This is a genomic window from Alteromonas sp. 4NS20-0143 (assembly GCF_057542855.1).
The window spans coordinates 708,962-731,465 of the sequence record NZ_BAAJLR010000001.1 but is presented as its reverse complement, the minus strand read 5'-3'; the positions used below and the strand labels follow the sequence as shown (position 1 = coordinate 731,465).

The window sequence follows — 22,504 nt, the reverse complement described above, 5'->3', positions numbered from 1 at the left end:
AAGTAAAAATATCAAAGTTATAATTTGCTATCGGTCGAAATACTTTTTATTTATCATTGATAAAAGTATTATTATCAATGGTTTAGGTTTCCCCTTTATTTAATTTTAGGTTTTTTTCCTAAACAGCTGAGGGCTTTTGCTCACTAAAAAGATAACAGAACTAAATACTGAGAGGGTTATCAGCATAGGTAAAATCATTGCTTCACCAAAATTTCCTAGCACTGCAAAAATAGAGAACACTGAAACGTAAATGAAGCTCGCCCTAAACTGTGACTTTGCAGTGGTCTCGATGGGTAAACCCGCATCGAAAAACCAGTTAAATACACAGTAAACAATACCAAATACAGTAAGTAAGTTAGCGACGAAGGTTATTGGGTTCGATACATCAAAAAAATAGCCCGTAAGAGAAATACCCGTTGAGGCAGCAATCAAAAGTAAAAATACGCGATTAAACTTTTTACTCTTTGCTGGCGAATGAGTAGATGACAGCTCCAATTCTTGCATTGAAATTTGTAAGGTAGCAGATAAACATTTTTTTGTTTCCACCGACGCCTTACCTTCAGACTCGACTCGTTGAATCGTTCTCAGGCTTAGGCCAGATGCTACGGCAAGCTGCTCTTGTGACCATCCTGCCTTTTTTCGTAATTGTTTAATTAACGTCGAATTTACCATTAATTCCGTTTCCATTTTTGTTTCCCCTAAAGGTTTAAAAGAGGAATCTAGTATCTAGGGTTTAGTGATATTTACTACGTCAATTACCCGCCACGAAATGCCAGAAAGCCGCCACCGCTATATATAGCAAGCTTTAATACGCTTCTTACCTAGGCTCTTCACCAGAAGAGGCAATATCAAGAAAGTTATCGATGGCCAAATTAAACCTGCCCCTTGGCTTTTAAAATAGCGTGCTGAATCTCTGCTTTAATTGGTAGCGTTTTAAATGGGCTAATGTTTGAGCCACCGGTATTTCCTGCGGGCACTAAACCTATAGCTGTTTTGGTTGCAGCTCCAATAATGCGAAAAACTTGCCCTAAACACTCTTTTACATCTTTCTGCCGAAACGCCCAGCCAAACATGAGAGTATGAGCTTTCACATGCCACCATGTAGATTCCTGTCCTAGTACATGCGCTGTTTCAAGATGACGAAAAGAGGCGGCAACATCGCCGTTCGCTTCCTGTGTGGCGGCCATAGCTATCTCAGCCTGTACCCTATCAGCTATATTTTTAGAGAATTGACTCAGCATACGTTCATCCTGTTAGTAGCGTGAAACTAATTGGTTACTAAGGTGAATTGGGGCATATTCGCTTTTTACACTGGCTAAAATGCAAAGCTAAGTGGCTGCCACGACACGCTTTAAACCAATACGATGATTAGGTAATTTATATACTGAGTTATATTTTGGTGAATGTAAATAAAATGAAATAGGCCTTATACATAGCATAAAGCCGAGCTCAATTGCCGCAACATTTTAGTTTCGCACATGTCGACATCACCACCTCTTTTTCAGTACTGCCTAAGCTTCATTTTTTATTTGATGGGCATGTTTGGAAAACACTTTTCCTGTAGTTGCCCAAATTAAAACACCTACCCATGCAATAACAGAAAAGCCGGCAGGAATGCATGCTAGCACTATATATTTAAAGTGTTTTCTATTAAAAATAAGGGCTAGCATAGCTGGGAGAAACCACAATACGATCACGCCGAGAATTACAAACCCTATAAATGCGTAGTTGCCGCTTTCCAAAACTGTGTTGATATATTCCATTCTTTTTCTGTCCTTAAAGTTAGCTCAAAGTTGATTTATTTAGCTGTGATATTCAGCTTTCAAACTAAGTAGTCTTTAAGCTGTAGAATTTATTACACAGAATAAAGAATTATTTATTGAGCTATGGACGTTGATTAGGAGTTCGTAGGCAAATATGTGTCGTTTCTAATAAAGCGTTGCTTGTGAAGTAAAGCGTTTAAGTAAACTAGTCAGCATTTAGTGTCCTTTAATCACGCGCGTCCCATTAAAGCCTACCAACTATTCGATATATAGGATGCTAAATCAAAAAAAGCATCTACTTTATCGCTGCGGCGACTCCAATTATCGTGTTGGTGAGGCATGCCTTTTATTTCTATTCGTTCATGCTTCTTCATCAGCTCGTTGCGTAGCAAGGCACGTTCCTTTTCATTCAGCATTAGCGACTGAATTTTTCCGAGTTCGCCGGTATCTAACCAAATAGCACCGCAACCTGGACATTCGTCAATTTCCACTACATGCAAAGGGCTATAAAATCGCTGCAGCATCACTGTATCAGGGCACTTAGGGCATCGTATGCGCTTGTTTTTCGGCATCAACTCAAAATGAAATTGGCTTAAATGCTTAGCTAAAACGTTGCCTCTTTTATCTTGAGGGTTTTCAAAGTGACTCAGGGTATTATTTTCCAATAACACGCCGCCGCATGCTTCACTGGAATAAACGGGGACTTTGCCTACATTGACTTTCTTTAAAGTGGTGTGCGTTCTAGGGCATTTCATTGCTCAATATTTCCGTATATTCGGCATCATTTCTTAGCTGTTTAATGCAGCGAACTAAAACTGATATGGCTACAATCCCACCGCAAAGTACACCAACCTGAGCAAATGATAGTTCGATTGAGCCTGCGGCATACAGACTACCGAGTGTGGAACCAAGTACAAACACGGCAGCAATAAACGCCACCGCGGCAATAACTAACAGTAACCAGGTTCCAGTTTTTTTCAAATTAGACATACTACTTCCATTATTTTTCTTTTATTAAACGGGCTCATCTACAACTTTTAACTGCGCTATATCCATTACCCTTATGTGTGTTTGGTAATAGTATTTATCTGTGCGCTTACCTTTTGACAAAAACGCTATTTTTACTCGTTTCGCTTTTCCTCTCACCACTATTTTTTTGCCGATAAAAAATTCTTGCGGAGGCATTTTATAATAAGCCGTGAGTTGCTCAATTACTCGTGGGGGCAGGGCTACCGTTACGGCGCGCTGGTCGCGATAATCGGCCTCTGTATTAAGATAAACAAAGTGGCCTTGACTGCCTGCTGCAACTATTCGAAGCGTATACTCTCCAACTACACTTCTGGGAGCAGCGTTAGCAGCGGCTTCGATAATTTTCATTGAGTCGGTAAGGGGGTAAGTGGCAGTTGTGGGTGGCAACGTTGTGGAAGTGCAGCCTGCTAGAACAAAAACGAGTAGTAAAAGAATGTTTTTCATCATGAATTCCCTGTAAGTGCATAGCATATTTATAATGCTGTTGAATGCGTATCCATTTTATGAGCGCACGGTGCTACTTTATTTGCTTGCTTGGCTATTTGCAAAAAAATTGAAGAGTGAATAAATCACCAGCCCAAAACATGATAATGCCACAACCGCTGCTGGCACTGCCATTAGTAGTGAACCGTTGTTCCAACCATAAATGGCCATCACGGTGCAGATTACAAACAAAGAGAATTCGATTAAAAATGACTCCCAAGCAAGCCGGTAATTAGAGTCAATGGGCCTAGCAAAAAAGTTAACTTTAAACCCCATTTTGCAATCCTTGTTTTTATATCCCAATTCAAGGGAGAGGGTAAACCTACAAGCCACTATAGCGTGTTGCTAAGATATTTTCGCTACCATATTGAAAAAGCGTTCATCTTCACTTTGTATAACAAAACCATTTCTTTTATAAAGAGCAACCGCTGGGCTACTTTTAAACACCCTAAGTGTGAGGGTGTTTAAATTTGCATTTAACGCGCGCCTTTTAGCCTCATTTAACGATGCGCTGCCAATGCTTTTGTTTTTTGCCGATTCAATAATCTGTAAATCTCGTAAAACACAACAGTCATCATTGAATTGCAATCGCATTACGCCAACAACCTGTTGCTGAAATAGGATGTCATAGTTTTCAAGTTCTAATGTCGCCTCAAATACTTTCGACACGTCCCACTCTGGGGCGAATTGCTGGTAATAAACTCGCATGTTGTCAAAAGTGATACTAGCAGCTCGCTTTAAATCTGCAGTGCGCACAAATGAGATAGTCATCAAGTATTCTAGTCCTCAAATTTCTAAGCCAGTTAAGCAGGGCACAGCAGTGAATTTACGCTTCATTACCTGTTCGTTTAAGGTACTTTATATTTGCGTTTAATTCTTTGACCGCTAAGTTCGATTCACGGGCCATATCTCGCATTTCCTTTATACGCTTAGAAATAAGAAAAATAAAGATGGGAACAGGCAGCCACAACATGACTAGCACTATATAGACAAGACCTGCGAAACTTCCAAAAGTAGCATCCATGTTCAAATTTCCCTTTAAAAAAATAAAACTTCACATTTGTTGGGGCAAAAAAACTTTGCTCGAATAAGGTCTAAAGAGGGTGGCATACTAGCGCACCCTATTCGAGGGAACGTGCTAACGAGAGCCTCAAAAACATTGATAGGTATTATACGGCTTGCTTTTTCGAAGCTAGAATACTCGCCGTTGCTAATGTAGTGCCTATGAATATGCCCACAAAACTGAATATTAACCCAGCTTCTTGACCAGATAGGGCTCCAGACTGTAACTCTGCAAAAACAGGGGAGAGCCCAAAGTAAGCGCCGACCGCACAACCCAAAACGCTGAATGAAAGACCAAGTTTTGTTCTTAGTTTCATAATCAAAAATCCTTCTTTTTAAAAATTACCTGTTTTGTATAAAGAACCCATACAAAGTGTTAAGCCGGGTTAGACTTTCCACGAGTACATGGAAATGTTGATAGCGCCCTAGTTCAAGTCTATTTCTGGATGGTCTTTTATGGCATACATTTTTTCTAAGAGCTTTTTATAATACTCCAACGGTGGCATACCCATTTCGGCCCTTCTTTTATCCACTAAATCTTTGTCAGAAATAGGCATAAACGTAACTTCACCGTTTTTTATCTCTGCTTGCGTGCCATAGATTTGCGCTTTGTCCATGTGGATTAAAACTCGATCGGTTAATAGCGCGACTTCTTGCCCAGATACTCCCTCGTTATTTAAGTACGAATTTTTTAATATAGGAAGCATTCTTTCTTGAAACTGTTCATCAGGGGAGTGCTGAATGATAAGAAATGCAGCGCTTATACCGTCTCTTCCGACTTCTTTTTCTGTAAACCACTGGCGGTCGCTCAAGATTGCTTTGAGTGCTTCCGTATTGTCTTTATCAACCTTTGATAAATGGGCCCGAAGCTCTTTAGGAGCTTTATCCCAACCGGCTTCTCCCAATTGGTTGCGAAGCAACTGATCCAACTCTGCCATTTCAATAAGCTGAGATTGCAATGATTCGTTTGTTGCTGCAGAAGATAAAAATGGAATGAAAAAAAGTAAAACGAGTAAACGCATTGTCGAAAATCTCTTTTCTGATAAACCCATCAAAATTTTTTAGGCTAACTGTGGCACCTAATTAGAAGAGGCTGGCTTTTTAAGCGTTGATAGTAACGCTATGGCTAACCCTATACCAAGACCAAGTGCTAGGCCACTTGCTATGTCTGAGCTAGCACCTAATATGCTTTGAGATTCTCTCACATTCGAAATCCAAAAATACAACATGAAAGCAATGCTCATCATTGCTGGAATAAGAACAACTTTACTTTTATTAGTCATATTATTTCCTTATGTATACAAAAAATGTCCACGTTGATAACACCATATCAGCTTGCTTAATAAATGTAATGACTACTCGCCCTTATTTGCCAGAAGATTCCAACGGTGTAAAAACTAGCGGGCTTTTCATTAGGAGTGATAATGGCTAAGCCGCTCTGCGAGTCAATGCGCTCGTTATGGGCTGTAATCAGAACAACAGACCAATAAAGCTATCAATACTCGCTATAAACAATCCAGCAAACAAACCGCAGCTAAACGACCTAGATACTCGCGCCTCCACTTTCTTCCGTTCAATCTCCGCCACCATCTCATCAACTGAACCTCGTTCTTCTGTGAATTGACATAACTTGTATTTGGTTTGTCCGTTTAATGGAACGCAGAACTGTTTATTGTTCTTAAAAAATCTTCGTAGATCTGATTGGCTATAGCCAGTTTCTAAGGAGAGTGTAATTATTCCTCGACCCTCTTTACCGGACGATTCCAAAGCTTCCAAAATTTTGCGAGCTTTTACACTCATATTAACTTCCTGTGTTTATCTGTTGCTTTGTGTGTATAAAATAAGCCTTAGTGCTTGGCTGGTTTAAAAAGTAAAACTGCAGTGCAAAATACGCAGCCCATAGAATAGCCAATGATAAGTGTGTTATCGAGCCTATTTGAAAAAGTTGGCTGTTGTTAGCGCTAAAGTGCAAGCCAGCATTTAAAGATGGAGGGAGCAATGAAATAATTAGATTTAGGCATATGAGAGCGCTGAACACAGCTGTAGCGAGCATTCCAACCCAAGCTACTTTCATCTTAAAATGTAAAGCAAGCGCTAAAAGGATAAACCATATCCCTTGTGCACCGAGATTATCTCGAACTATTCCTAGCCCGATAAGAGAAGCGCCTACGAATAAATGGCTAAAGACTAACAAGCTTTTTTGAATGGATGCTTCATTGCTTAACATATGTTAAATTCCTTTAACAGCAAATTACGGGCGCTTAGCGGACACAAAACTTAAACTATAATATCGAGTGCAGCGAGCGTTAGTGTGATTGTCATATACAACTAGTCACCCGAGGAACCGCCGCCACTGCTATCTTGTGGGCCGCCTCCAAAACTTTTGTGTGCTCTTACTGGCGTATCCTGACTACGGTTTAACAACCATAACCCAATAGCCCCGAAAAACGGGACTAGCCAAACAAAAAATATCTGAGCACTTTTCTGAAAGGTTTCTAAATCATCACGACGGCCAAGAAATATAGAAACAACTGTATTGAGTAGAATTGCAATTCCAATCGCGGCGTACCAAATTTCAAATCCCATTTAAAATCCCTCTCGGCAGTTTACTCTCAAATCCCTGGCGCAGGGGAGAGGGCTGTAATGCAAGACAGCCCACTTTATGCAACCCATCGAACGAGGTGAGTAAGTCTATTGGGTAGTTATGTTTTTTGGGCTTAAAAAAAGCGCGTCGCTTTTACCAATAATATGGTTTGTATTTTTGGATTTCTTTTGATGTATCGCTACATAAAATTTAAGAGGAAAAACCAACTTACTCAGAGCTTGTTTTGAATAGCCCGCACTCGTTGATAAAGGAGTGTCCCACTTGACTGATATCGAGCCATTTTTAGCGTCTATATCGCAGGGATTTCTTTTTTTGGATGTAGTGACCAATTCATCTTGAGAATTTGCAAACAAAACTGAGCACGTGTATAGCTTAAAAGTATCGTGATAATTAGTTATGCTGTAATCGAATTTCACATCGAGCTGATGTTTATCAGTTCCAACCTCACCAAGTTCTACAACTTTTATGTTGCTGACTGTCGCCGCGCTATTTTCAATATCCGAGTAATTAATTGATGCGCAACCAGTTAATAACCCTATGAAAACAATTACTAAAAACTTCTTCATATTTTCTTCCTTAAAAATTTTAACTTTAAATTTTACTCGCTTGCTCCACGAATCTTTTTATTAGCTACTTCTAGCATTATGAGTACCTCACACGGCGAGTATTGTTCAAGCAGAGAAACAGATCTATAGTTTATCCACTCTGATATAGGGTCAAATTTATCTTTTCTTTTGAATGTAAGCTCTTTGAGCTGCACCAGGCATTCACCCTGGAGCTTCGCACTCCCTATTTTATCTTCGCTAAGCCCAAAACCTTGGTGGTTTTTCGCAACATCTTTATACATGTCTGATATTGCAAACGAGCTGTAACAAGCAACAGTACCTAAGAATAAATAGGTAATCAGTTTCATCGCTTACTGCCTATACTGGTAAATAACTTTTAAATAAAGGACGATAACGGGTAGGGCATAGTAGCCAAGCTGCCCCGCATGTATGCGCCTCAGCGAACAAAGCCAGAGCTTTTAGTGACTTATTAAGCACGCCTATATTAAAACCCCGTTTAACAATAGGCTTGCTAAAGAAACTAAGAGCAAATACCCAAAAATGAGTAATGAACAGTGCCAATACACAAAAAGCTGCTTGTGTAATAAACACTTTTGGGCCTGCTGATGCACTATTCTTTATCGGTGGCTGTTTTGATTATCGCCAACCTGTACCCGTTAAACTTTTTACTGAGAACAGTTTTGAGTGTAAATATGCCGAAAAAGGTGCCTATGCAAATGCCTACTAATTGAGACCAAGCGATCATTCCACTTGAATCAATGCCCATAACTGCAATCACTATACCGCCCAAGAAACCAAACAGAAAAGCTGAAGGAATGGTCCAAGCTAGCGCTCTCCAACACCAACTCCACCAAATTTTAATCGCCCATGTCCATGTAACTTGTATTTCTTCCATTTCTTCCATTTATTTCTCTCTAATGAAAACAACCGTGCACATAACGCCCCGAAGTACCGGCAAAAATATAAATGCGAGGCACGAGCACAGCCAGTGAGTGTGTTGCCGGCCACACAGTGGCCTTTACTAATTGGTCAAACTTGGTTGGCTAAAATTAGCGAAGAAGGAGCGAAAAGCCAACTTAATTTCGTCCAGACTTAACGGCTTTTTATATGCCGAGCTTTTGTTGATGCTGAAATAATCCTTTAAGGGAATTATAGAGTCCGGCCGCCATAGTAAAATCATGACCCTCATGTTCAAACTCATCAAATCGCACATTAAAATCAATATTACGATTTCTTAAAATTGTTTGAGCTAGGGAGTCATAAACTTGTCGCATCTCGCCACTTTCACTACCTATAGCCATATAAAGATAATTTTGAATATGTTTGGCTGTGGTGACATATTCTTTTGTAGCTTGAGATGTTTCTCGTTCTCCCCACCAAACAGCAGGACTGAATGCTAAATGCCCCTGAAATAAATTAGGACGAGATTGGAAGCTATGAATAACCAAAAGCCCCGCAATTGAATGCCCTGCAATCACATTGTGGCCATTAGTTCGGTACTTTGTATTTATTTCTGGGATAAGCTCCATCTCTAAAAAGTCCAAAAATTTATCACCACCACCGCCTTCTCCAAGAGGCCCTCTTGGATCTCTGTTGACTGTGGGCGCTAAATCTCTCAAACGGTTACTGCTAGTAACGCCGACAATAATGTGCTCATTTGAGCCTTTAGATAAATGTAGCCTTTGCAGCATTCCATTAAATAATTCACCATTGTCCACTCCATCTAGAACAAATAAAACCGGATATTTTTTTGTTGTATCTGACTTATAGGATGGCGGCAGCGCTACAATTATATTTGGCGTCTCTACCATATTTGTTGATTGGGGAACTTTCATGCTTACGAAATTCGACGCATTAATTCCGATTGAAAAGAAGGCTGTAAGTACTAAAAAAACAATTCTCAAAATCTAAAACTCCGTTTCTGGCTGAAATTTTTAAAGTGCATATAACACATCACTAAGGGGGGCTAACACATGGGCTTAAATCAGGAACGAAGTGACGCAGTCCATGTGTTAGCGTATCAGCGAGAAGCGCGAGAACTTTTAATGTTTTGTTATACCTAGCGCTAAAGTTGATACCACACAATAATGCACAGAATGCCAAGAGTTAACAACGCTGTTGGTGCCAAAATCACATAGAACCAGTGTTTTATTAACACCCTATTGCCCAAGATTGATAGCTTTAACTTGTCATTTATATCAAAGAAGGGGGTAAGTATGCTGGTATCGCAAACATAACTTGTTGCGCCAGAAGTTGGAAGATCAAAGTTGAGCTTCAAAACCATTGCTTTACTTGAACGCGTTTCGGTACTTGCGTTACGAAAAATTTTTTCTACAACAACCGCACTCACTGTTTTTGCCCGATATATAAATAGAATCCTATGTAACAGCAAAATAACTGAACCAACTAGTAAGGATATTCCGATAGTTAAGCAATAAATCTTCATAATCTACTTATGGGTAAAACGCACAGCGAGTGGGCAGTGTGTTAGCGGCATAAACGCGAAGCGCCTTGCTACGTGCTTGCGATAAAGCCTGTTCAAGGTTGGCAAAGATAATAGACACACATCCAAGAAGAGTTATGACGGGGCCCCCAAATACTGACCGAATAGCATTTCTAAATCCGCGATAATCTGCCCAAAATTGGGTGATGAGTAACAACAATAAAGATAGACCGAGTGAAGCCACAAGTGCGGCCATATACTTTTCTTGGATAGAAAGAGATAACCTCTCCAGTTTCACGATGTAGCTTAAATTGATATAAAAACTAACGGCCACAAAGGTGTCATAAAGTGACAGCGTTAACGCCACTTTTGCAGGATTTAAAGCCGACTTATTGCCCTCGGTGTATACGTTGTCCTTGTTTTATCCTTATAAAAACAGTTGAAGTTTACTTTGTATATAACTCCCACACTAGCGGCGCGTTAGATGCTATATCGCAAACTTCTGGAAAGACCGGCTTGGGCTTACATTGCTCTTTTTGCTGCTGTAATCGGTCACAAATTATTGAAAACTCACGTATATACCTTTATGCCCTACCTTTCAAATCAAGGACGATAACGGGTAGGGCATAGTAGCGATGTGGCCCTGCGCCCCGGAGAAAGAAGCGAGTTACTTGATTTTTATTAGGTGCGAGCACACAAAACCATGTTATTACTTGGAACTACAGTTAACTGAATTATTTGCATGCATTTCGCAAAAGTATTTTTTGTCGTTACATGACAACACCCAGTCACGGCTTGTGAGGGTGTTGCGCCTGTGAACAACAGACACATCTTCTTTTGAGCATTCGAGCTGAGAGTGTGACAGTTCTACTATCTTTTTATTCGAAGGCATATTAAGAGCGCAACCCGAAACAAGTACAATGAGAGATGTAATAAAAAATAGCCGCATCTGATTTTCCTTTTCCATAAGTCCTGCATCTAAGGCCTCATCACGCGAAGCGAGAGCCATAATCTTTATGTTATGTGACCTTAACTCGGCGTTTAATGTAAAACACGGCTACACCGAAGCTTAAAAGCCAAGCTATAAACTTAACTAGGCATACAAGGACAAACCATATGGGGCTGTTAGCAAAGGAAACTATGTCGGTGCTGCGCAGACTTTGTATTTCCTGAGTTTCCATTGCACCTAGTAATTGATGACCCAGCCAAAAGACTAGAAAAAGCGAAACAAGAAACCAGAGTAAATTAACAGTTCCTAGTTTTTCAAGTTTCATCGAGTTCCTTTGGATTCATAACGTATTGGGAGAGTTGCCCGCTTTTTGGCGACAACCCCAATTGTTAGAACTGATATTCGCACTGGTTTTTCATTTTCTCAGATAAACCTCTGGTTTTGAATTACTTTCAGTAATCGCATGTAGCTGTAAATAACACCCTTCAAGCTGTTCGCAACCTAGAGAATACAGTTCACCAGTAGCCTTCTCCTTTGCATGAACTCCAGCCCAGACAAACAGAATATTTTTTGATAGCTCGTACTTATTAGCATCTTTTTTAGCGCCCCTGAAACGATCATTTGCAATAGCAATTTGTTGGCGGTTCTGAGCTATTAAAGAGAGGGTTTCAATGTCTTTTTTATATTTTGGTTGTGCGCGAGGCAAGTATTTTAACTCAATGACGGAGATAACTTCCTTTGAGTTACACACAACGATATCAGGCATAACTCTTTTTAGACCTTGCTTTGTTCTCACCGAAATCGCCGGTTCTATAAATACACGCCTATTTTTGGATAACTGTTTATTGAGATGCGCCCAAAAAGATGCCTGCAAACTTCGCTCAGAATTTATTCGCTGATTGCAGTAGTCTTCATCGATACATTCATTCCATGCCTGAATGATCTGTGATTTTATAAGTCTTCTCTGTTTCATTTTTTGTAGTTCTAACTTTCCAATAACGGGAGAAGACAGGTGGGGCATAATGGAGCAGTCGCCCCGCGTGTATGTGCCCCTGCGAAAGTAGTGTGTTTAAATTGATGGTTGACGCCATTGTCGTTTGTTAGATGCACTCATTTAAAACAGCCAGCCCCAAATCTATATGTGCCACAATATAACCATATTCTTTTTTAGAAAGATTACCACGTTTATACTTTTGTTTTGCTAAGCGGTGCGTCCATGTCTCACCGCATGGCGCATCGGGAATAGTCGTATCAACTTCTAATAAATGAGTCTCAGTTATCGAGTGTCCCTTTTTGACGATACTTTTTGCACACAGACTTAAAGCTTACTCTACAGCGTACTTATCAACGCTTGGTAAGCCTACAAATTCAACGTCACAGCCACGTTTTTTATTACCTTGCGGGTCAACATAGTAAAGTTGACCGGTAGTGCAAGAAATTAGAAGCAACGAAGCAAAAATGACAAAACATTTTAATAAATTCAATATGCTACCTTGTGCATCTAACGCCTCACTAAGAGGAAAATAACAGTTGGTTAAAATAAGCGACGAAGGAGCATAAACCAACTGTTATTTGTCCTTTTAAGTGACTTGTTAGGAACAACACGATTAATATAATGAGCCTTCGTAAGCCAAATATGGCTTTCTTACTTTTTCTGGCGATAAATCTATAACTTTTTGTATCCAATAAATTAAATCTCTAAAAGATACTTCTACTTTTAACTTTGTAGGGTTAGCGTGTAGTCCTTTATTAAACAACTCTATCAATCTGTCCACTTCTTTACCTAAAACTGTCAACAGGCTTAAATCACTGGAGCTTTCTTCAATAGTCATTTCAATATATGCCCAAAGTCGATTTTTATATTCAGCATTACCGACTCTTCGGTCTTTATATTTTGTTTTCGAAGGTGGGTATAGATAGTCAGCTAGTTTTTCCAGTATTCTCCTTCCTGATAAAGAAGCTTGAGCTAGATCTTCTTCAGTTTCAGCCCTTGCCAGTGTTCTAGAAGCAGCTGCAAAAATATCGAATAATTTGGGGTGAATTTCTTCTAAAGAGGCAATGACATCATCGGTAATGTCCGTATTAATTCCTTCGAAAGAAGCAAAAGCATCTCGAAAATCTTCAACTCTTTTAAAGTGCTCTATTTTGTCATAATTATCAAAATAAGTTCTTCGTGCTCCAATATCTTCATAAATAACAGCATAACCTGCTGATTCGAAGTCGGACTTTAAACTTTGATCTGGATCTTCATTATTCGACATTATATAAAAAATTGAGCACTTAGTTCCTTGGAGTCGATAGTTTTCAATCAATGAATTACGGAAAAACCTTAAGTGAATTGGATGTGAGAAATCAACATCCATTGCCCCCAAATATGTTTTATCATTCTCAATTAAATATGCATTCAATTTATCAGCAATTTCTATCGTCATATTTTGAAATAACCAGCTATAAACGGTTGCTTCAGTGTAGGTTTTACTCAAACGTTCAACGATCAATTGGTTATAATTAATTGGCGTATAGACGTCTTCACATAATAGCCTTAATTCTTTGTACGTTTTCCCTGCACATGCCCCGTATGTAAGGATATCACCGACTGATACTCTTATGTTTCGGTTTGATTTTTGTAGAACACCTGCACTTAATATGGACTCCATAACCTCTGGTCCATAATAACCACTTAGTGATTCATGATCTGAATTGAAGAGAAATACAATATTCAACGTTTACCTCCTTGTGCCTAACACCCAAATAAGTAGTTGGCTTTACTGTGCGAGGCACGAGCGAGGCCAGCTGTTTTTTGTCCTGACTGATTTGCTTGTTATATGGTTTTATTGAAGACCTAATAAAAAGCAAGACAGCAGCTTTAAACTTATTAAACTAAATACAATTGGAAATACAAAATCAGTGGTCAATTTTATTAAATTAGAAACTTGAACAAAGTTACTTTTGTATCTATCGGTAATTTCTTGGTTCTTTCGCTTTATATCGTTCATTTCAGCGCTCGTTGTCCCGGCATATTCATCATAGTATTGATGTTCGTGATCAGGAAAGCATTCATCTGCAGTTAAACCGATTGTATTCCCTGTGGTTTTTAAAGTTTTTCGAGCAATCAAAGTTGGAAGGTAATACTGAATTATTTCAATGATTGAAAAAAACATAAAACTTATTAAGAAATATGCGGTAACAGCCAAAACAAACCAACCTGCCATAGTCTCATTCTTGGATAAATCCAAACCAAGGATCGCCACTTTCTGAGGTAAGGCTTGGGTTAAGGCAATAAATAGCGATATCCCAGACATAACTAAAACTTTAGTTTTTATTTTTTTCAGATCATCATTTAGATCGAGCATTTTTTTACTTAAACTCCAAAACTTGAGAACCGTATAACACTAAGCTAACTGGCACAAATGCAGCGGTATAATGGCGAAGCCGCGCTGTGTTTGTGTCCCAGCGAGCCCGCGAGTGGCTACAGTGGTTTGTTAGAAGACGATGTTTTTACTTCCTTTGGTTGCTCAAAAGCTAAAACCGAAACAAACTCGTTTAAACCAGTAATTAGATATTCCCTCGGCTGATATAGCTTACCAGTAATGAAGTGTTTTCTATTTTTTTCTAGTGCATTCCAGCCACCGTCGATTACTTCAAAACACCAACAAGTTTTTAAGTTACACGCACTCCAAAACTCGCCTAAATCACCTTCATCAAGCACTCTAAAACCATAAATAGCATCGAAATGAACTCTTATACTCCAACTCTTCGATTTAATAGAGATGTTTAAGCATTTTTGTCGAATGTAATTTCATCAATGTCTACTGTAGCGTCTGATTCGAAATCACTCTCTGCTTTTACAACCTTAGGCTCATAAATCATCGTAAGTATCCTAACGCCGTATTAACTGTCTTTTGCCCTTGTTTAACAGCTTTTTATGCGTACGTGACATAGACAGGTATAGCGATTCTAAACTCTTTATGTTTAGAATTAATCCCTTGAACGAATGCAGATAATTCAATCGTTTTCAACTGGCCGTAACCAATTATAAAATTGGCTTTAAAATCTACATCTCCTCCAGGTGCTATTGTTTTAGTACCATCTGAACCTAATGTATCATTCAAAATACCGTAGTCATCGCCTACAGATGATTTTGCACGCCCAGAAAGCTGTATTTTATTAATTGTTATACTATTTTTACCGTGGTTTAAAACCTTAAAACTAGTTTTTAAACTTTGCCCCTTTACTTCTTCTACTTTTAAATTACAAATCAGAGTATTTGAGTGTTCTATATCAAAATATCTTTGACTTTGTTTTTGGTTTTTATTTGCTACTCGATAACTCATAAAACTTACAATTAATGCTATAAGTGATAAACATGCAGCGATCGTCATTAATATTTCTTTAGTGTCCAACTTTGCTTCCTTTTATAATGATATAAATAATTTGGGTAGTAACGCATAACGCCTCGCATAAAGGGCAACTACTTGTTGGCTAAACTTGCGCGAATCGCCAGCCAACGAGTAGTTGGCCCAACGAGCAAAGCGAGGTTTAACGCGTTTGTTAGGCATCATTTTTCACGAAATCTCTTGAAAGCATTTGAGATGCTGCTGATGCTTTGTACATTCCAACACCTTTAATTTGCCTCGCGACTTCATACCCTTCGTCTCTGAATTTCGCGAGCATATCACTTAGAGCCGTTAGTCGGCTCGTATTTAAAACCATTCTTACTGCAGTGCCCCTACAAAGGTGAGGTAGATCTATATGCGTCTTGCCGTTATCGTCTAACTTAATTGCATGATCACCTGAACAAACAAGAAAGCTGCCACCTAAACGACAAATACGATTTATCATATACAAACCGAAACCTGAATTATGCCAAGGGTCCTTTGTATCAATTATTACCCCTTTATAATTTTTACTTGAAATTGCAGGCATCAAAGCCTGCTGGATGCCGTCACAATGGCTTTCTATTTCTATATGAGGATTGTCCTTAAGCGAAGCCTTCAAGCCTTTCCCGTTATCGACAATTGCAATTTCAACTTTGTTATAATATGGCCAATATTGAGCGCAGTACTCGAGACTTTTTGAATTACTATGCTCGTAGACGTTTCTCATTATTTCCCGAATAGAAAAAGTTAAGGCATCGTTTAAATCGCCGTGCTCTTCTTGCGATAGTATCTTGGCTAAGTGTTCCGACCTCCGCTCTATTACATTTTGTCCAGCTTCCCATTCAGCGGATGCCTCGTCTATAATTGTCTGCACTCTTAATATTGTGAATGGTACGAATCGGTCATTGCCATCGACACAATTAGGCTCTCTTCCATGTTTTAGACCAAAAGCCCTAAAAAAGCCCATGTTTGCAGCATAGTCTTTTTCTTTGTGTCCACGACACATAACTCGAGTTTCTTTGTTTCGCCTATTGAAATCACGAATAAACTTGGCTACATAAACCATAGTAAAAGGCTCAACTCTTCCCATATTTGAAAAGTCGATCGTTACTTCTTCTTCACCGGCGCACTCTTCGATTTTTGAGCAAAAATCAAAAATCGCTTGAACATTGCATTGGGATGGGAAATTAATTAACGGCACGAATCCTCCTTGATGCCTAACGCCCCATTAAGGGGCTAAAAATTGTTTGCTAAAATGTGTAGCAAAGCGAAACCGAGCAAACTGTTTTTAGTCCCGCTTGATTGGCTTGTTATCTGCCAATTACTCATTTGTCTCAAATTCAAATCCACCAACTTTTTTAGCGACTAGATTATATGCCCAGAAAAACACTCTTTGCATGAAGTAAAACATAACGCCATAAAATAAAGGAGCTAAAGCAAAAAATAGAAATGGAAAGTTAGGCATCGTTTCACCGCTTTCTGTTTTCAATTCTGGAGCCATAAAAAAACCGAAATAAGACTAAACGGAATCATTAATATGGCAAATGTTAACGCGAAAACCTTACTTGTTTGATGACCCGATATATTCTTGATTTGGACTTTCATGCTTGAACCATACTCCTTGGCATATAACGCCCAACGAACGCAGTGAGTGCCAACAGTTGTTTGTTAGCTTTGCGATTTGAATTAAATTTACAATTCACATCTTGTTGGCGGACTCTTTATATGGTGAATTTCAACGACCGTATAATCTATTTAATCATTATCAAAAATATACTTATCCATTTCAGGCTTCGAATAAATAAGCACTGAACGTTTACAGCCACCAAAACCACCAATATAAGCTACATATTTATGTAAACCACGAGTTTCGTCGAACTTTATTCAACTGCCATAATCACTAAACGTTACACTATGACTTTGCCCAGTATTTTGTATATCAGCTCGACTCACATTGAGTTCAGAGATTAATGTACAGCCCCCCATAATTAATAACGATACAATCAAAACTACATACTTCATTAATATAATCCTTTAAAAGCTAAGGCCTCAATAACCGGGGCAGCTTTGCTGCGGCCGGCGCCGAAGGCGCGAAGTTGATTGACTTGTTAGAAGGTATTTTTGATTAACCAATTTGCCCCCTCGATTAGCTCATTTACCTGCTCTTTAGTTGGTTCTGAATCTTTTTTATGTGAGCAAATATTTCTAATATCGGCAAGGTAAGTAACCTTCCTCCATGTTGGAGTATCAAATATACCTTCCGATTTAAGTGGATCGTTTAGATCACTGATTGTAGGGTTTTTCTTTCGAAGTTTAATTCCGTGATTATCTGCCAACTTCTGGAGGTGATGCTCAATAATTACACCTGTAAGTGCCCCTGCTGCTCGCAAGCTAATTTTTGATAATTTTTTTGCAGTTTCTAGCTCCGCATCTTGTATTTCTGATAGAAGCTCAGTGTCGATATTAGCTAGAACAGAGTCAACGCGACTCGATAGAGCATTTAGGAGAGTTAGTTGATTAAAAACATTCTGTAGAGTTTGTGATCGCGTATCAAAATCATGAATTCGGTGTGCTGAAGGAGCAACACCTTTTAAAAAATCTTGAATGACATAAGTTCCATATCCCAGGCTTTTTCTCTTCGAATCAATTTCGTAGTAAGACTTGAACTCTTGGTATCGATCTGGAGCAAGAACCTCTACCACCCTTAAAGACTTTGTATACCAAGTCTGATAGTCATATGGAAAGTTCTGTTTTTCATCTTCTTTTTGGAAGGCTTGCGCAAGTTCTACACCTTCTTGGGATAGATCCTTCACTTCCTTCGCGATAGATTCTTTAGTATCCATTCTTACCTTCTAACGCCCCGCTAAGGGCCAACAACACGCGGGCTAAAATTAGAGCGAAGCGACTGAGCCCACATGTTATTGTCCCAGGGAGCTTGCGACCGACTACAGCGGTTTGTTATGCGTCGTCCGATTTGACTAGTTCTTCCATTACGGCATTAACTAATTCTAAAGCTGAAAACGATGGAATCTCTAACTCTGATCCAACTATGTCGACTATTGCACTTTTAGGTACATCATCCTTCAAGAGTTTTTTTATTAAGTTTTGCAACATAAATGGATCGTTGTTAATTTTTGAGAAATTGCCCGTGCTAGATTTAATATATTTGGATGTCTTACCTTCGAGCATTCTTATTCTTCTATCCATAGACCGTGTGGCAGAAAGAATTTCCATTAAAATATCATCTTCATCACGTTTAATTACAGGTCCAGCGACCTCTGTTGAATATATAATATCATTGAATTTTTTTTCAAATGATGGCCAATAAGTTTCAAAGACCTGTTCTAGAATACTCTCTTTCAATCCCTTATCTTTTAATGATGTATTTAAAGTTCTGACTAACTCCCATATTCCTTCTTTCGTTGGAATGGTATGGTTAAATTGAGATAATGGTGTCGATACATCTGTTGGTTCGAGGTCGATTAGAAATGTACAGACTCTAGATGTTGATAGTCCCTTTGCGAGAGCTCCTGCCTCAAATAAAATCCATGGCTTTGTAAGGTTTTCTTGAGTTAAACAAATAATCCCAATAGTTGTATTCTGCAATTGATTATTTATTTCAGTAAACCAAAGAGATCCTCTATCAATATCTTTACTAGACATCCAAGGATCACAAGCTTGAATCACGCACTGCAACCACTCGTCGAGCAATTCTGTAACTCGCTTGCTTCTTTCACCTGACCAACTTAAAAAAACGTTCAAAATACCTCCTTGTTAAATTTGTAAGAGACGCATAACAGTCTACTAGGCCTCAAATCGGTCTGTTTAAACACACCATTATGAGCTTTTTGTTTATTTATCCATATTGTTTTTTACTATAACTCACTAGTACGTAAAGTAAATTATGATTTGTCGTTTTTAACTCAGGTTTTAAAAATACCAAATCGGGTTGCAGTTTCTTTTGGTGTATTTAGCGCTGGTTTCTTATTTTCTTCAAAACTATAAAAGCGCTATATGGAGAATGAAATCCGAAGAGGCATGATTTAAAAATGTTGCTATCAAGCTATAGGTGAGGGGGAGGAGATCAAAAAAGCCGCGGCGTTATCAAACGCGGCGGCTTTTCATTTAGCTTAAACTGTAGTTTTAAGTTTATGCATCAATAGCCTTGAACTAAAGAACAGAAACCAATGCTTTTGCTAAGGTTTCAACATTGTTTTTGTTGATTCCAGCAATGTTTACGCGGCTTGAATCTACAAAGTATACACTGTGCTTTTCTCTTACTTCACGCACTTGCTCAGGCGTGATGCACAAAAACGAGAACATACCTTTTTGGTCGTTTACAAAGCTGAAGTCTTTTGGTGAACCGTTGTCATGAAGGTTTTGCACCAGCATCGCACGTAACGTTTTCATTCGGTCGCGCATTTCATTCACTTCAGTCACCCATTCGTTGTTAAGGGCTTCGTCAGATAGTATTAAGTCAACAAGTGCACCGCCGTAGCTTGGTGGCATTGAGTAAATAGCGCGAGCAATTGACTGTATTTGTCCCTGCGCAATTTTGCGGGTTGCTGTGTCTTGGGTAACAATAGCGGCAAGGCCAACACGTTCGCGATATAAACCGAAGTTTTTAGAGCATGATGCAGCAACAATAACCTCAGGAAGGTTTTCAACAAGAAGGCGCATACCGTAGGCATCTTCTTCTAACCCTTCACCAAAGCCTAAATAGGCCACGTCGATAAACGGTAAAAATTCACGTTCTTTAGCAACCGCTAATACTTCATCCCATTGTGCATTGGTTAAGTCTGCACCGGTTGGGTTGTGGCAGCAGCCGTGAAGTAACACTATATCGCCTTTATTTACGTTGCGAAGGGTGTCCATCATGGCGTCAAAGCGAATGCTTGCAGATGCTTTATCGAAGTACGGGTACGTTTCTATTTTTAAACCCGCAGAGCCGATAAGCGGAATATGGTTCGCCCATGTTGGGTCGCTTACCCACACTTTTGCTTTGTCGTTACAACGCACTAAAAGCTCGGAAAGAATGCGAAGGGCGCCACAACCACCTGGAGCCTGAACGGCAGCAACGCGATCGGCCATAAGTACCGGGCTGTTTTTACCAAGTAGTAGCGAAAGCATGCCATCAATAAAACCCTGGTTACCCTGAGGAGTAATATAGGTTTTACTGGTTTCGCGCTCTAGTAACAGTTGTTGTGCTTTTGCCACACTCGAAAGAATAGGGGTATTACCTTGCTCATCTTTATATACGCCAACACCTAAGTCTATTTTACTCGGGTTGGTGTCTTCTTTATAAGAAGCAGAAAGGCCAAGAATTGGATCTGGGGCAAGATAGGGTAATACTTCAAACACGATATGTCCTCACTTTGGTATGCAAATAGTGGTCTGCAAATTATGGAAAGCAAATGCTAGCAGGCACGCATTATGCCATTGCTGATACAAAAAACGACACCTATTCGTTGAAAATATTTCAATTTAATATCGAATTTTGTAAACCTCGAAAGATTTATTCTACAAACCCGTTAAATTTTGAAGGAAAATTCTCGTGTTTGCGTTGCTTCTCCCTTTTCAGTGAAGGTTCGTTCTTTAAAGCTGAGTTCGCCGCTACTATCAACCAGCAAAATAGTGGATGTTCGCGTACCGTAGCTGGGTATATTAATAAAAATGGAAGACAGCGCTTTTTCCCATTCATAACCAATGCCCGTACTAGGAAGGTGTTGGTCGTCTGCTTTGTCCTCATTGCGCAATAGCGCAAACAAATCTTCGGTGTCTATAGTGTCGTGCTGAGATACGTACTTATTTAAACTTGTTACACCTTGGGTAACCTTTGGCCATGGGGTAATAATGTCGGCATTTGAAAGACCAAACACACCCTGTTTTATAGGGTGTACAGAGTTGTTCACGTTATTGTAAACATGGAGTGCATTTGCGTTACCAAACACCAGGTTAAAACCGTTATAGTGGTGTCTAGTGTCTCTCAGCGTTTGTAAATACTGCTCGGTTAGCTGCTCCGTTAACTGCTCCGTAAGATGCCCATTAACTTGAGCTTTATCGTCTTTCAGCCAGTTAGTTACTAACTCACCTCTGGAAGTGGCGTCTGTGCGCACTTCAGACGGGGCACGTACGTTGGTGATTGCCGCAATTTTTCCGCTTCGTGTAACGCCCATCCATGTACCGTTTGCTTCCAAATCTCTGCCCGCCAGTATAGAGGGGGCATCGTCCCAAAATGCAGCAGGAGCCGTTGGTCTTGCATAAAACTCATCTCTGTTCGCCGCAATAATGAGCGGGTAGCGAGGATGCTGCTGCCGAGCAATAAATAAAATACACATAATTACACCTTATTCGGTATGCCAGTATCGCCTGTCTGTGCGTACTATCGCGCTGTAATCGAGTCGTTTTAGCCTATGCTTTACTGTGCGCTTGCCGTTAATCGTAGATTTGCGTTTTGATTTTCATTACTCTTAACGCCTTGAGCAGTATGAGAATAATAAAAATGAATAGCAATAAAACTCTCAACAAGAAAGAAGACGAGGCAAAAAGCGCTTCCAACACAAGCGCCAGCATAAAAACCAATTTAAAAATCAATGAGCTTGAGATACACGAGCACATACCACGGCAGTGGCCGCACTGGTTATCGTCATTTGCTGCCTTTGTGCTTACCAAACGGGGCTGGCGTGTAGAAGGGGCCTTTATCAATCAAAAGAAAGCCATACTGGCGGTTGCGCCTCACACAACCAATTGGGATTTTTTCATTGGGTTGTTTGTGGTGTTTTCGCTGCGTTTAAAATTGAATTTTTTCGGCAAACACACCATTTTTGTTCAGCCACTCGGGTACATCATTAAAAAATTGGGCGGCATTCCCATTAAGCGCAGTAAGGCTCACGGGGTGGTAACCAGTATTGTTGAAAAGATTAAACAATCTGATGAATTAGTATTGGCTCTGGCACCTGAGGGTACGCGAAGCCCAATTTTCCCATGGAAAACAGGTTTTCTGCACATTGCGAGAGAGGCGGATATACCCATTCAGCTGCTTTCGCTAGATTATCGCACTAAAATAATCCGTTTTGGCCCCGTCATTCAAAAGGTCGAAAACATTGATGAACAAATGCAAACTATCTATACATTTTATGATAATGTTTGCCCAAAATACCCAGAAAAATGCATAACACGGCCTCAATAGCCCACTTGAAAACCACCACGGCTTTTTCTATGCGCA

Annotated in this window: 32 protein-coding genes; 1 reads left to right on the top strand and 31 read right to left on the bottom strand. The window is 39.6% G+C overall.

Translation table 11 applies throughout. The features are described 5' to 3' along the window. Positions 1–105: 105 nt before the first annotated feature. The 31 genes from AC27HD_RS03080 to AC27HD_RS02930 form a co-directional block, all read right to left on the bottom strand. Positions 106–687, bottom strand: a complete 582-nt coding sequence (locus tag AC27HD_RS03080) for a helix-turn-helix domain-containing protein (RefSeq protein ID WP_487103702.1) — start codon at positions 685–687, stop codon at positions 106–108. Positions 688–872: 185 nt separating this feature from the next. Continuing rightward, complete coding sequence (locus tag AC27HD_RS03075) at positions 873–1,241, bottom strand: DUF3703 domain-containing protein (RefSeq protein ID WP_487103700.1); 369 nt, start codon at positions 1,239–1,241, stop codon at positions 873–875. Positions 1,242–1,511: 270 nt separating this feature from the next. Further along, positions 1,512–1,763 carry a superinfection immunity protein gene (locus AC27HD_RS03070; RefSeq protein WP_032095849.1) on the bottom strand — a complete coding sequence of 84 codons (252 nt, stop codon included), beginning with the start codon at positions 1,761–1,763 and terminating at the stop codon, positions 1,512–1,514. A 251-nt stretch (positions 1,764–2,014) separates the two neighbouring features. Further along, complete coding sequence (locus AC27HD_RS03065) at positions 2,015–2,518, bottom strand: TFIIB-type zinc ribbon-containing protein (RefSeq protein ID WP_487103698.1); 504 nt, start codon at positions 2,516–2,518, stop codon at positions 2,015–2,017. Continuing rightward, positions 2,505–2,753: a hypothetical protein gene (locus AC27HD_RS03060; RefSeq protein ID WP_487103696.1), complete on the bottom strand. Its 249-nt coding sequence runs from the start codon at positions 2,751–2,753 to the stop codon at positions 2,505–2,507. The genes AC27HD_RS03065 and AC27HD_RS03060 overlap by 14 nt, the downstream gene beginning before the upstream one ends. 24 nt (positions 2,754–2,777) lie before the next feature. Beyond that, positions 2,778–3,236, bottom strand: a complete 459-nt coding sequence (locus AC27HD_RS03055) for a hypothetical protein (RefSeq protein ID WP_487103695.1) — start codon at positions 3,234–3,236, stop codon at positions 2,778–2,780. A gap of 384 nt (positions 3,237–3,620) precedes the next feature. After that, positions 3,621–4,046, bottom strand: coding sequence for a GNAT family N-acetyltransferase (locus tag AC27HD_RS03050; protein WP_487103693.1), 426 nt, complete (start codon positions 4,044–4,046; stop codon positions 3,621–3,623). Positions 4,047–4,101: 55 nt separating this feature from the next. Beyond that, positions 4,102–4,299: a hypothetical protein gene (locus AC27HD_RS03045; RefSeq protein ID WP_487103691.1), complete on the bottom strand. Its 198-nt coding sequence runs from the start codon at positions 4,297–4,299 to the stop codon at positions 4,102–4,104. 145 nt (positions 4,300–4,444) lie between these two features. Beyond that, positions 4,445–4,654 carry a hypothetical protein gene (locus AC27HD_RS03040; RefSeq protein WP_487103689.1) on the bottom strand — a complete coding sequence of 70 codons (210 nt, stop codon included), beginning with the start codon at positions 4,652–4,654 and terminating at the stop codon, positions 4,445–4,447. A 108-nt stretch (positions 4,655–4,762) separates the two neighbouring features. Further along, positions 4,763–5,359: a DUF6624 domain-containing protein gene (locus AC27HD_RS03035; RefSeq protein WP_487103687.1), complete on the bottom strand. Its 597-nt coding sequence runs from the start codon at positions 5,357–5,359 to the stop codon at positions 4,763–4,765. A 57-nt stretch (positions 5,360–5,416) separates the two neighbouring features. Then, positions 5,417–5,620, bottom strand: coding sequence for a hypothetical protein (locus AC27HD_RS03030; protein ID WP_487103685.1), 204 nt, complete (start codon positions 5,618–5,620; stop codon positions 5,417–5,419). Between the two features lie 187 nt (positions 5,621–5,807). Beyond that, positions 5,808–6,137 carry a hypothetical protein gene (locus tag AC27HD_RS03025; RefSeq protein WP_487103683.1) on the bottom strand — a complete coding sequence of 110 codons (330 nt, stop codon included), beginning with the start codon at positions 6,135–6,137 and terminating at the stop codon, positions 5,808–5,810. A 1-nt stretch (position 6,138) separates the two neighbouring features. Further along, positions 6,139–6,564, bottom strand: coding sequence for a hypothetical protein (locus AC27HD_RS03020; RefSeq protein WP_487103681.1), 426 nt, complete (start codon positions 6,562–6,564; stop codon positions 6,139–6,141). A 101-nt stretch (positions 6,565–6,665) separates the two neighbouring features. Beyond that, positions 6,666–6,923 carry a hypothetical protein gene (locus tag AC27HD_RS03015; RefSeq protein ID WP_487103679.1) on the bottom strand — a complete coding sequence of 86 codons (258 nt, stop codon included), beginning with the start codon at positions 6,921–6,923 and terminating at the stop codon, positions 6,666–6,668. A gap of 105 nt (positions 6,924–7,028) precedes the next feature. Beyond that, positions 7,029–7,508 carry a hypothetical protein gene (locus AC27HD_RS03010; protein WP_487103677.1) on the bottom strand — a complete coding sequence of 160 codons (480 nt, stop codon included), beginning with the start codon at positions 7,506–7,508 and terminating at the stop codon, positions 7,029–7,031. A gap of 32 nt (positions 7,509–7,540) precedes the next feature. After that, positions 7,541–7,855 carry a hypothetical protein gene (locus AC27HD_RS03005; RefSeq protein ID WP_032095861.1) on the bottom strand — a complete coding sequence of 105 codons (315 nt, stop codon included), beginning with the start codon at positions 7,853–7,855 and terminating at the stop codon, positions 7,541–7,543. A gap of 263 nt (positions 7,856–8,118) precedes the next feature. Next, positions 8,119–8,412, bottom strand: a complete 294-nt coding sequence (locus AC27HD_RS03000) for a hypothetical protein (protein WP_487103675.1) — start codon at positions 8,410–8,412, stop codon at positions 8,119–8,121. Positions 8,413–8,611: 199 nt separating this feature from the next. Continuing rightward, complete coding sequence (locus tag AC27HD_RS02995) at positions 8,612–9,412, bottom strand: alpha/beta hydrolase (protein ID WP_487103673.1); 801 nt, start codon at positions 9,410–9,412, stop codon at positions 8,612–8,614. 161 nt (positions 9,413–9,573) lie between these two features. Further along, positions 9,574–9,858, bottom strand: a complete 285-nt coding sequence (locus tag AC27HD_RS02990) for a hypothetical protein (protein ID WP_487103671.1) — start codon at positions 9,856–9,858, stop codon at positions 9,574–9,576. A gap of 103 nt (positions 9,859–9,961) precedes the next feature. Next, positions 9,962–10,207: a hypothetical protein gene (locus AC27HD_RS02985; protein WP_487103669.1), complete on the bottom strand. Its 246-nt coding sequence runs from the start codon at positions 10,205–10,207 to the stop codon at positions 9,962–9,964. 1,108 nt (positions 10,208–11,315) lie between these two features. After that, complete coding sequence (locus AC27HD_RS02980) at positions 11,316–11,921, bottom strand: hypothetical protein (protein ID WP_487103667.1); 606 nt, start codon at positions 11,919–11,921, stop codon at positions 11,316–11,318. A gap of 586 nt (positions 11,922–12,507) precedes the next feature. Continuing rightward, positions 12,508–13,623, bottom strand: coding sequence for a hypothetical protein (locus tag AC27HD_RS02975; protein ID WP_487103665.1), 1,116 nt, complete (start codon positions 13,621–13,623; stop codon positions 12,508–12,510). A 108-nt stretch (positions 13,624–13,731) separates the two neighbouring features. Further along, positions 13,732–14,253 carry a hypothetical protein gene (locus tag AC27HD_RS02970; protein ID WP_487103663.1) on the bottom strand — a complete coding sequence of 174 codons (522 nt, stop codon included), beginning with the start codon at positions 14,251–14,253 and terminating at the stop codon, positions 13,732–13,734. Positions 14,254–14,369: 116 nt separating this feature from the next. Continuing rightward, positions 14,370–14,609, bottom strand: a complete 240-nt coding sequence (locus AC27HD_RS02965; protein ID WP_487103662.1) for a hypothetical protein — start codon at positions 14,607–14,609, stop codon at positions 14,370–14,372. A 214-nt stretch (positions 14,610–14,823) separates the two neighbouring features. Continuing rightward, a complete protein-coding gene (locus tag AC27HD_RS02960) occupies positions 14,824–15,303 on the bottom strand; it encodes a hypothetical protein (RefSeq protein WP_487103660.1) in 480 nt (159 codons plus the stop codon). 148 nt (positions 15,304–15,451) lie between these two features. Beyond that, positions 15,452–16,480, bottom strand: coding sequence for a hypothetical protein (locus tag AC27HD_RS02955; RefSeq protein ID WP_487103658.1), 1,029 nt, complete (start codon positions 16,478–16,480; stop codon positions 15,452–15,454). A gap of 120 nt (positions 16,481–16,600) precedes the next feature. Next, positions 16,601–16,780 (bottom strand): hypothetical protein, encoded by a 180-nt coding sequence (locus AC27HD_RS02950; protein ID WP_487103656.1) that lies wholly within the window; start codon positions 16,778–16,780, stop codon positions 16,601–16,603. A 607-nt stretch (positions 16,781–17,387) separates the two neighbouring features. Beyond that, positions 17,388–18,122, bottom strand: coding sequence for a hypothetical protein (locus AC27HD_RS02945; RefSeq protein ID WP_487103654.1), 735 nt, complete (start codon positions 18,120–18,122; stop codon positions 17,388–17,390). A 115-nt stretch (positions 18,123–18,237) separates the two neighbouring features. Then, entirely contained in the window at positions 18,238–19,041 is an 804-nt protein-coding gene (locus tag AC27HD_RS02940) for a TIR domain-containing protein (RefSeq protein ID WP_487103652.1), read from the bottom strand. 408 nt (positions 19,042–19,449) lie between these two features. Next, the gene (locus tag AC27HD_RS02935) at positions 19,450–20,640 is read right to left on the bottom strand and encodes an amino acid aminotransferase (RefSeq protein WP_487103650.1); all 1,191 of its coding nucleotides are present in this window, start codon (positions 20,638–20,640) and stop codon (positions 19,450–19,452) included. A 170-nt stretch (positions 20,641–20,810) separates the two neighbouring features. Further along, complete coding sequence (locus tag AC27HD_RS02930) at positions 20,811–21,617, bottom strand: NRDE family protein (RefSeq protein ID WP_487103648.1); 807 nt, start codon at positions 21,615–21,617, stop codon at positions 20,811–20,813. A gap of 164 nt (positions 21,618–21,781) precedes the next feature. Here AC27HD_RS02930 and AC27HD_RS02925 point away from each other — a divergent pair, with 164 nt between their 5' ends. Beyond that, the gene (locus AC27HD_RS02925; RefSeq protein WP_487103646.1) at positions 21,782–22,468 is read left to right on the top strand and encodes a 1-acyl-sn-glycerol-3-phosphate acyltransferase; all 687 of its coding nucleotides are present in this window, start codon (positions 21,782–21,784) and stop codon (positions 22,466–22,468) included. Positions 22,469–22,504 lie beyond the last annotated feature (36 nt).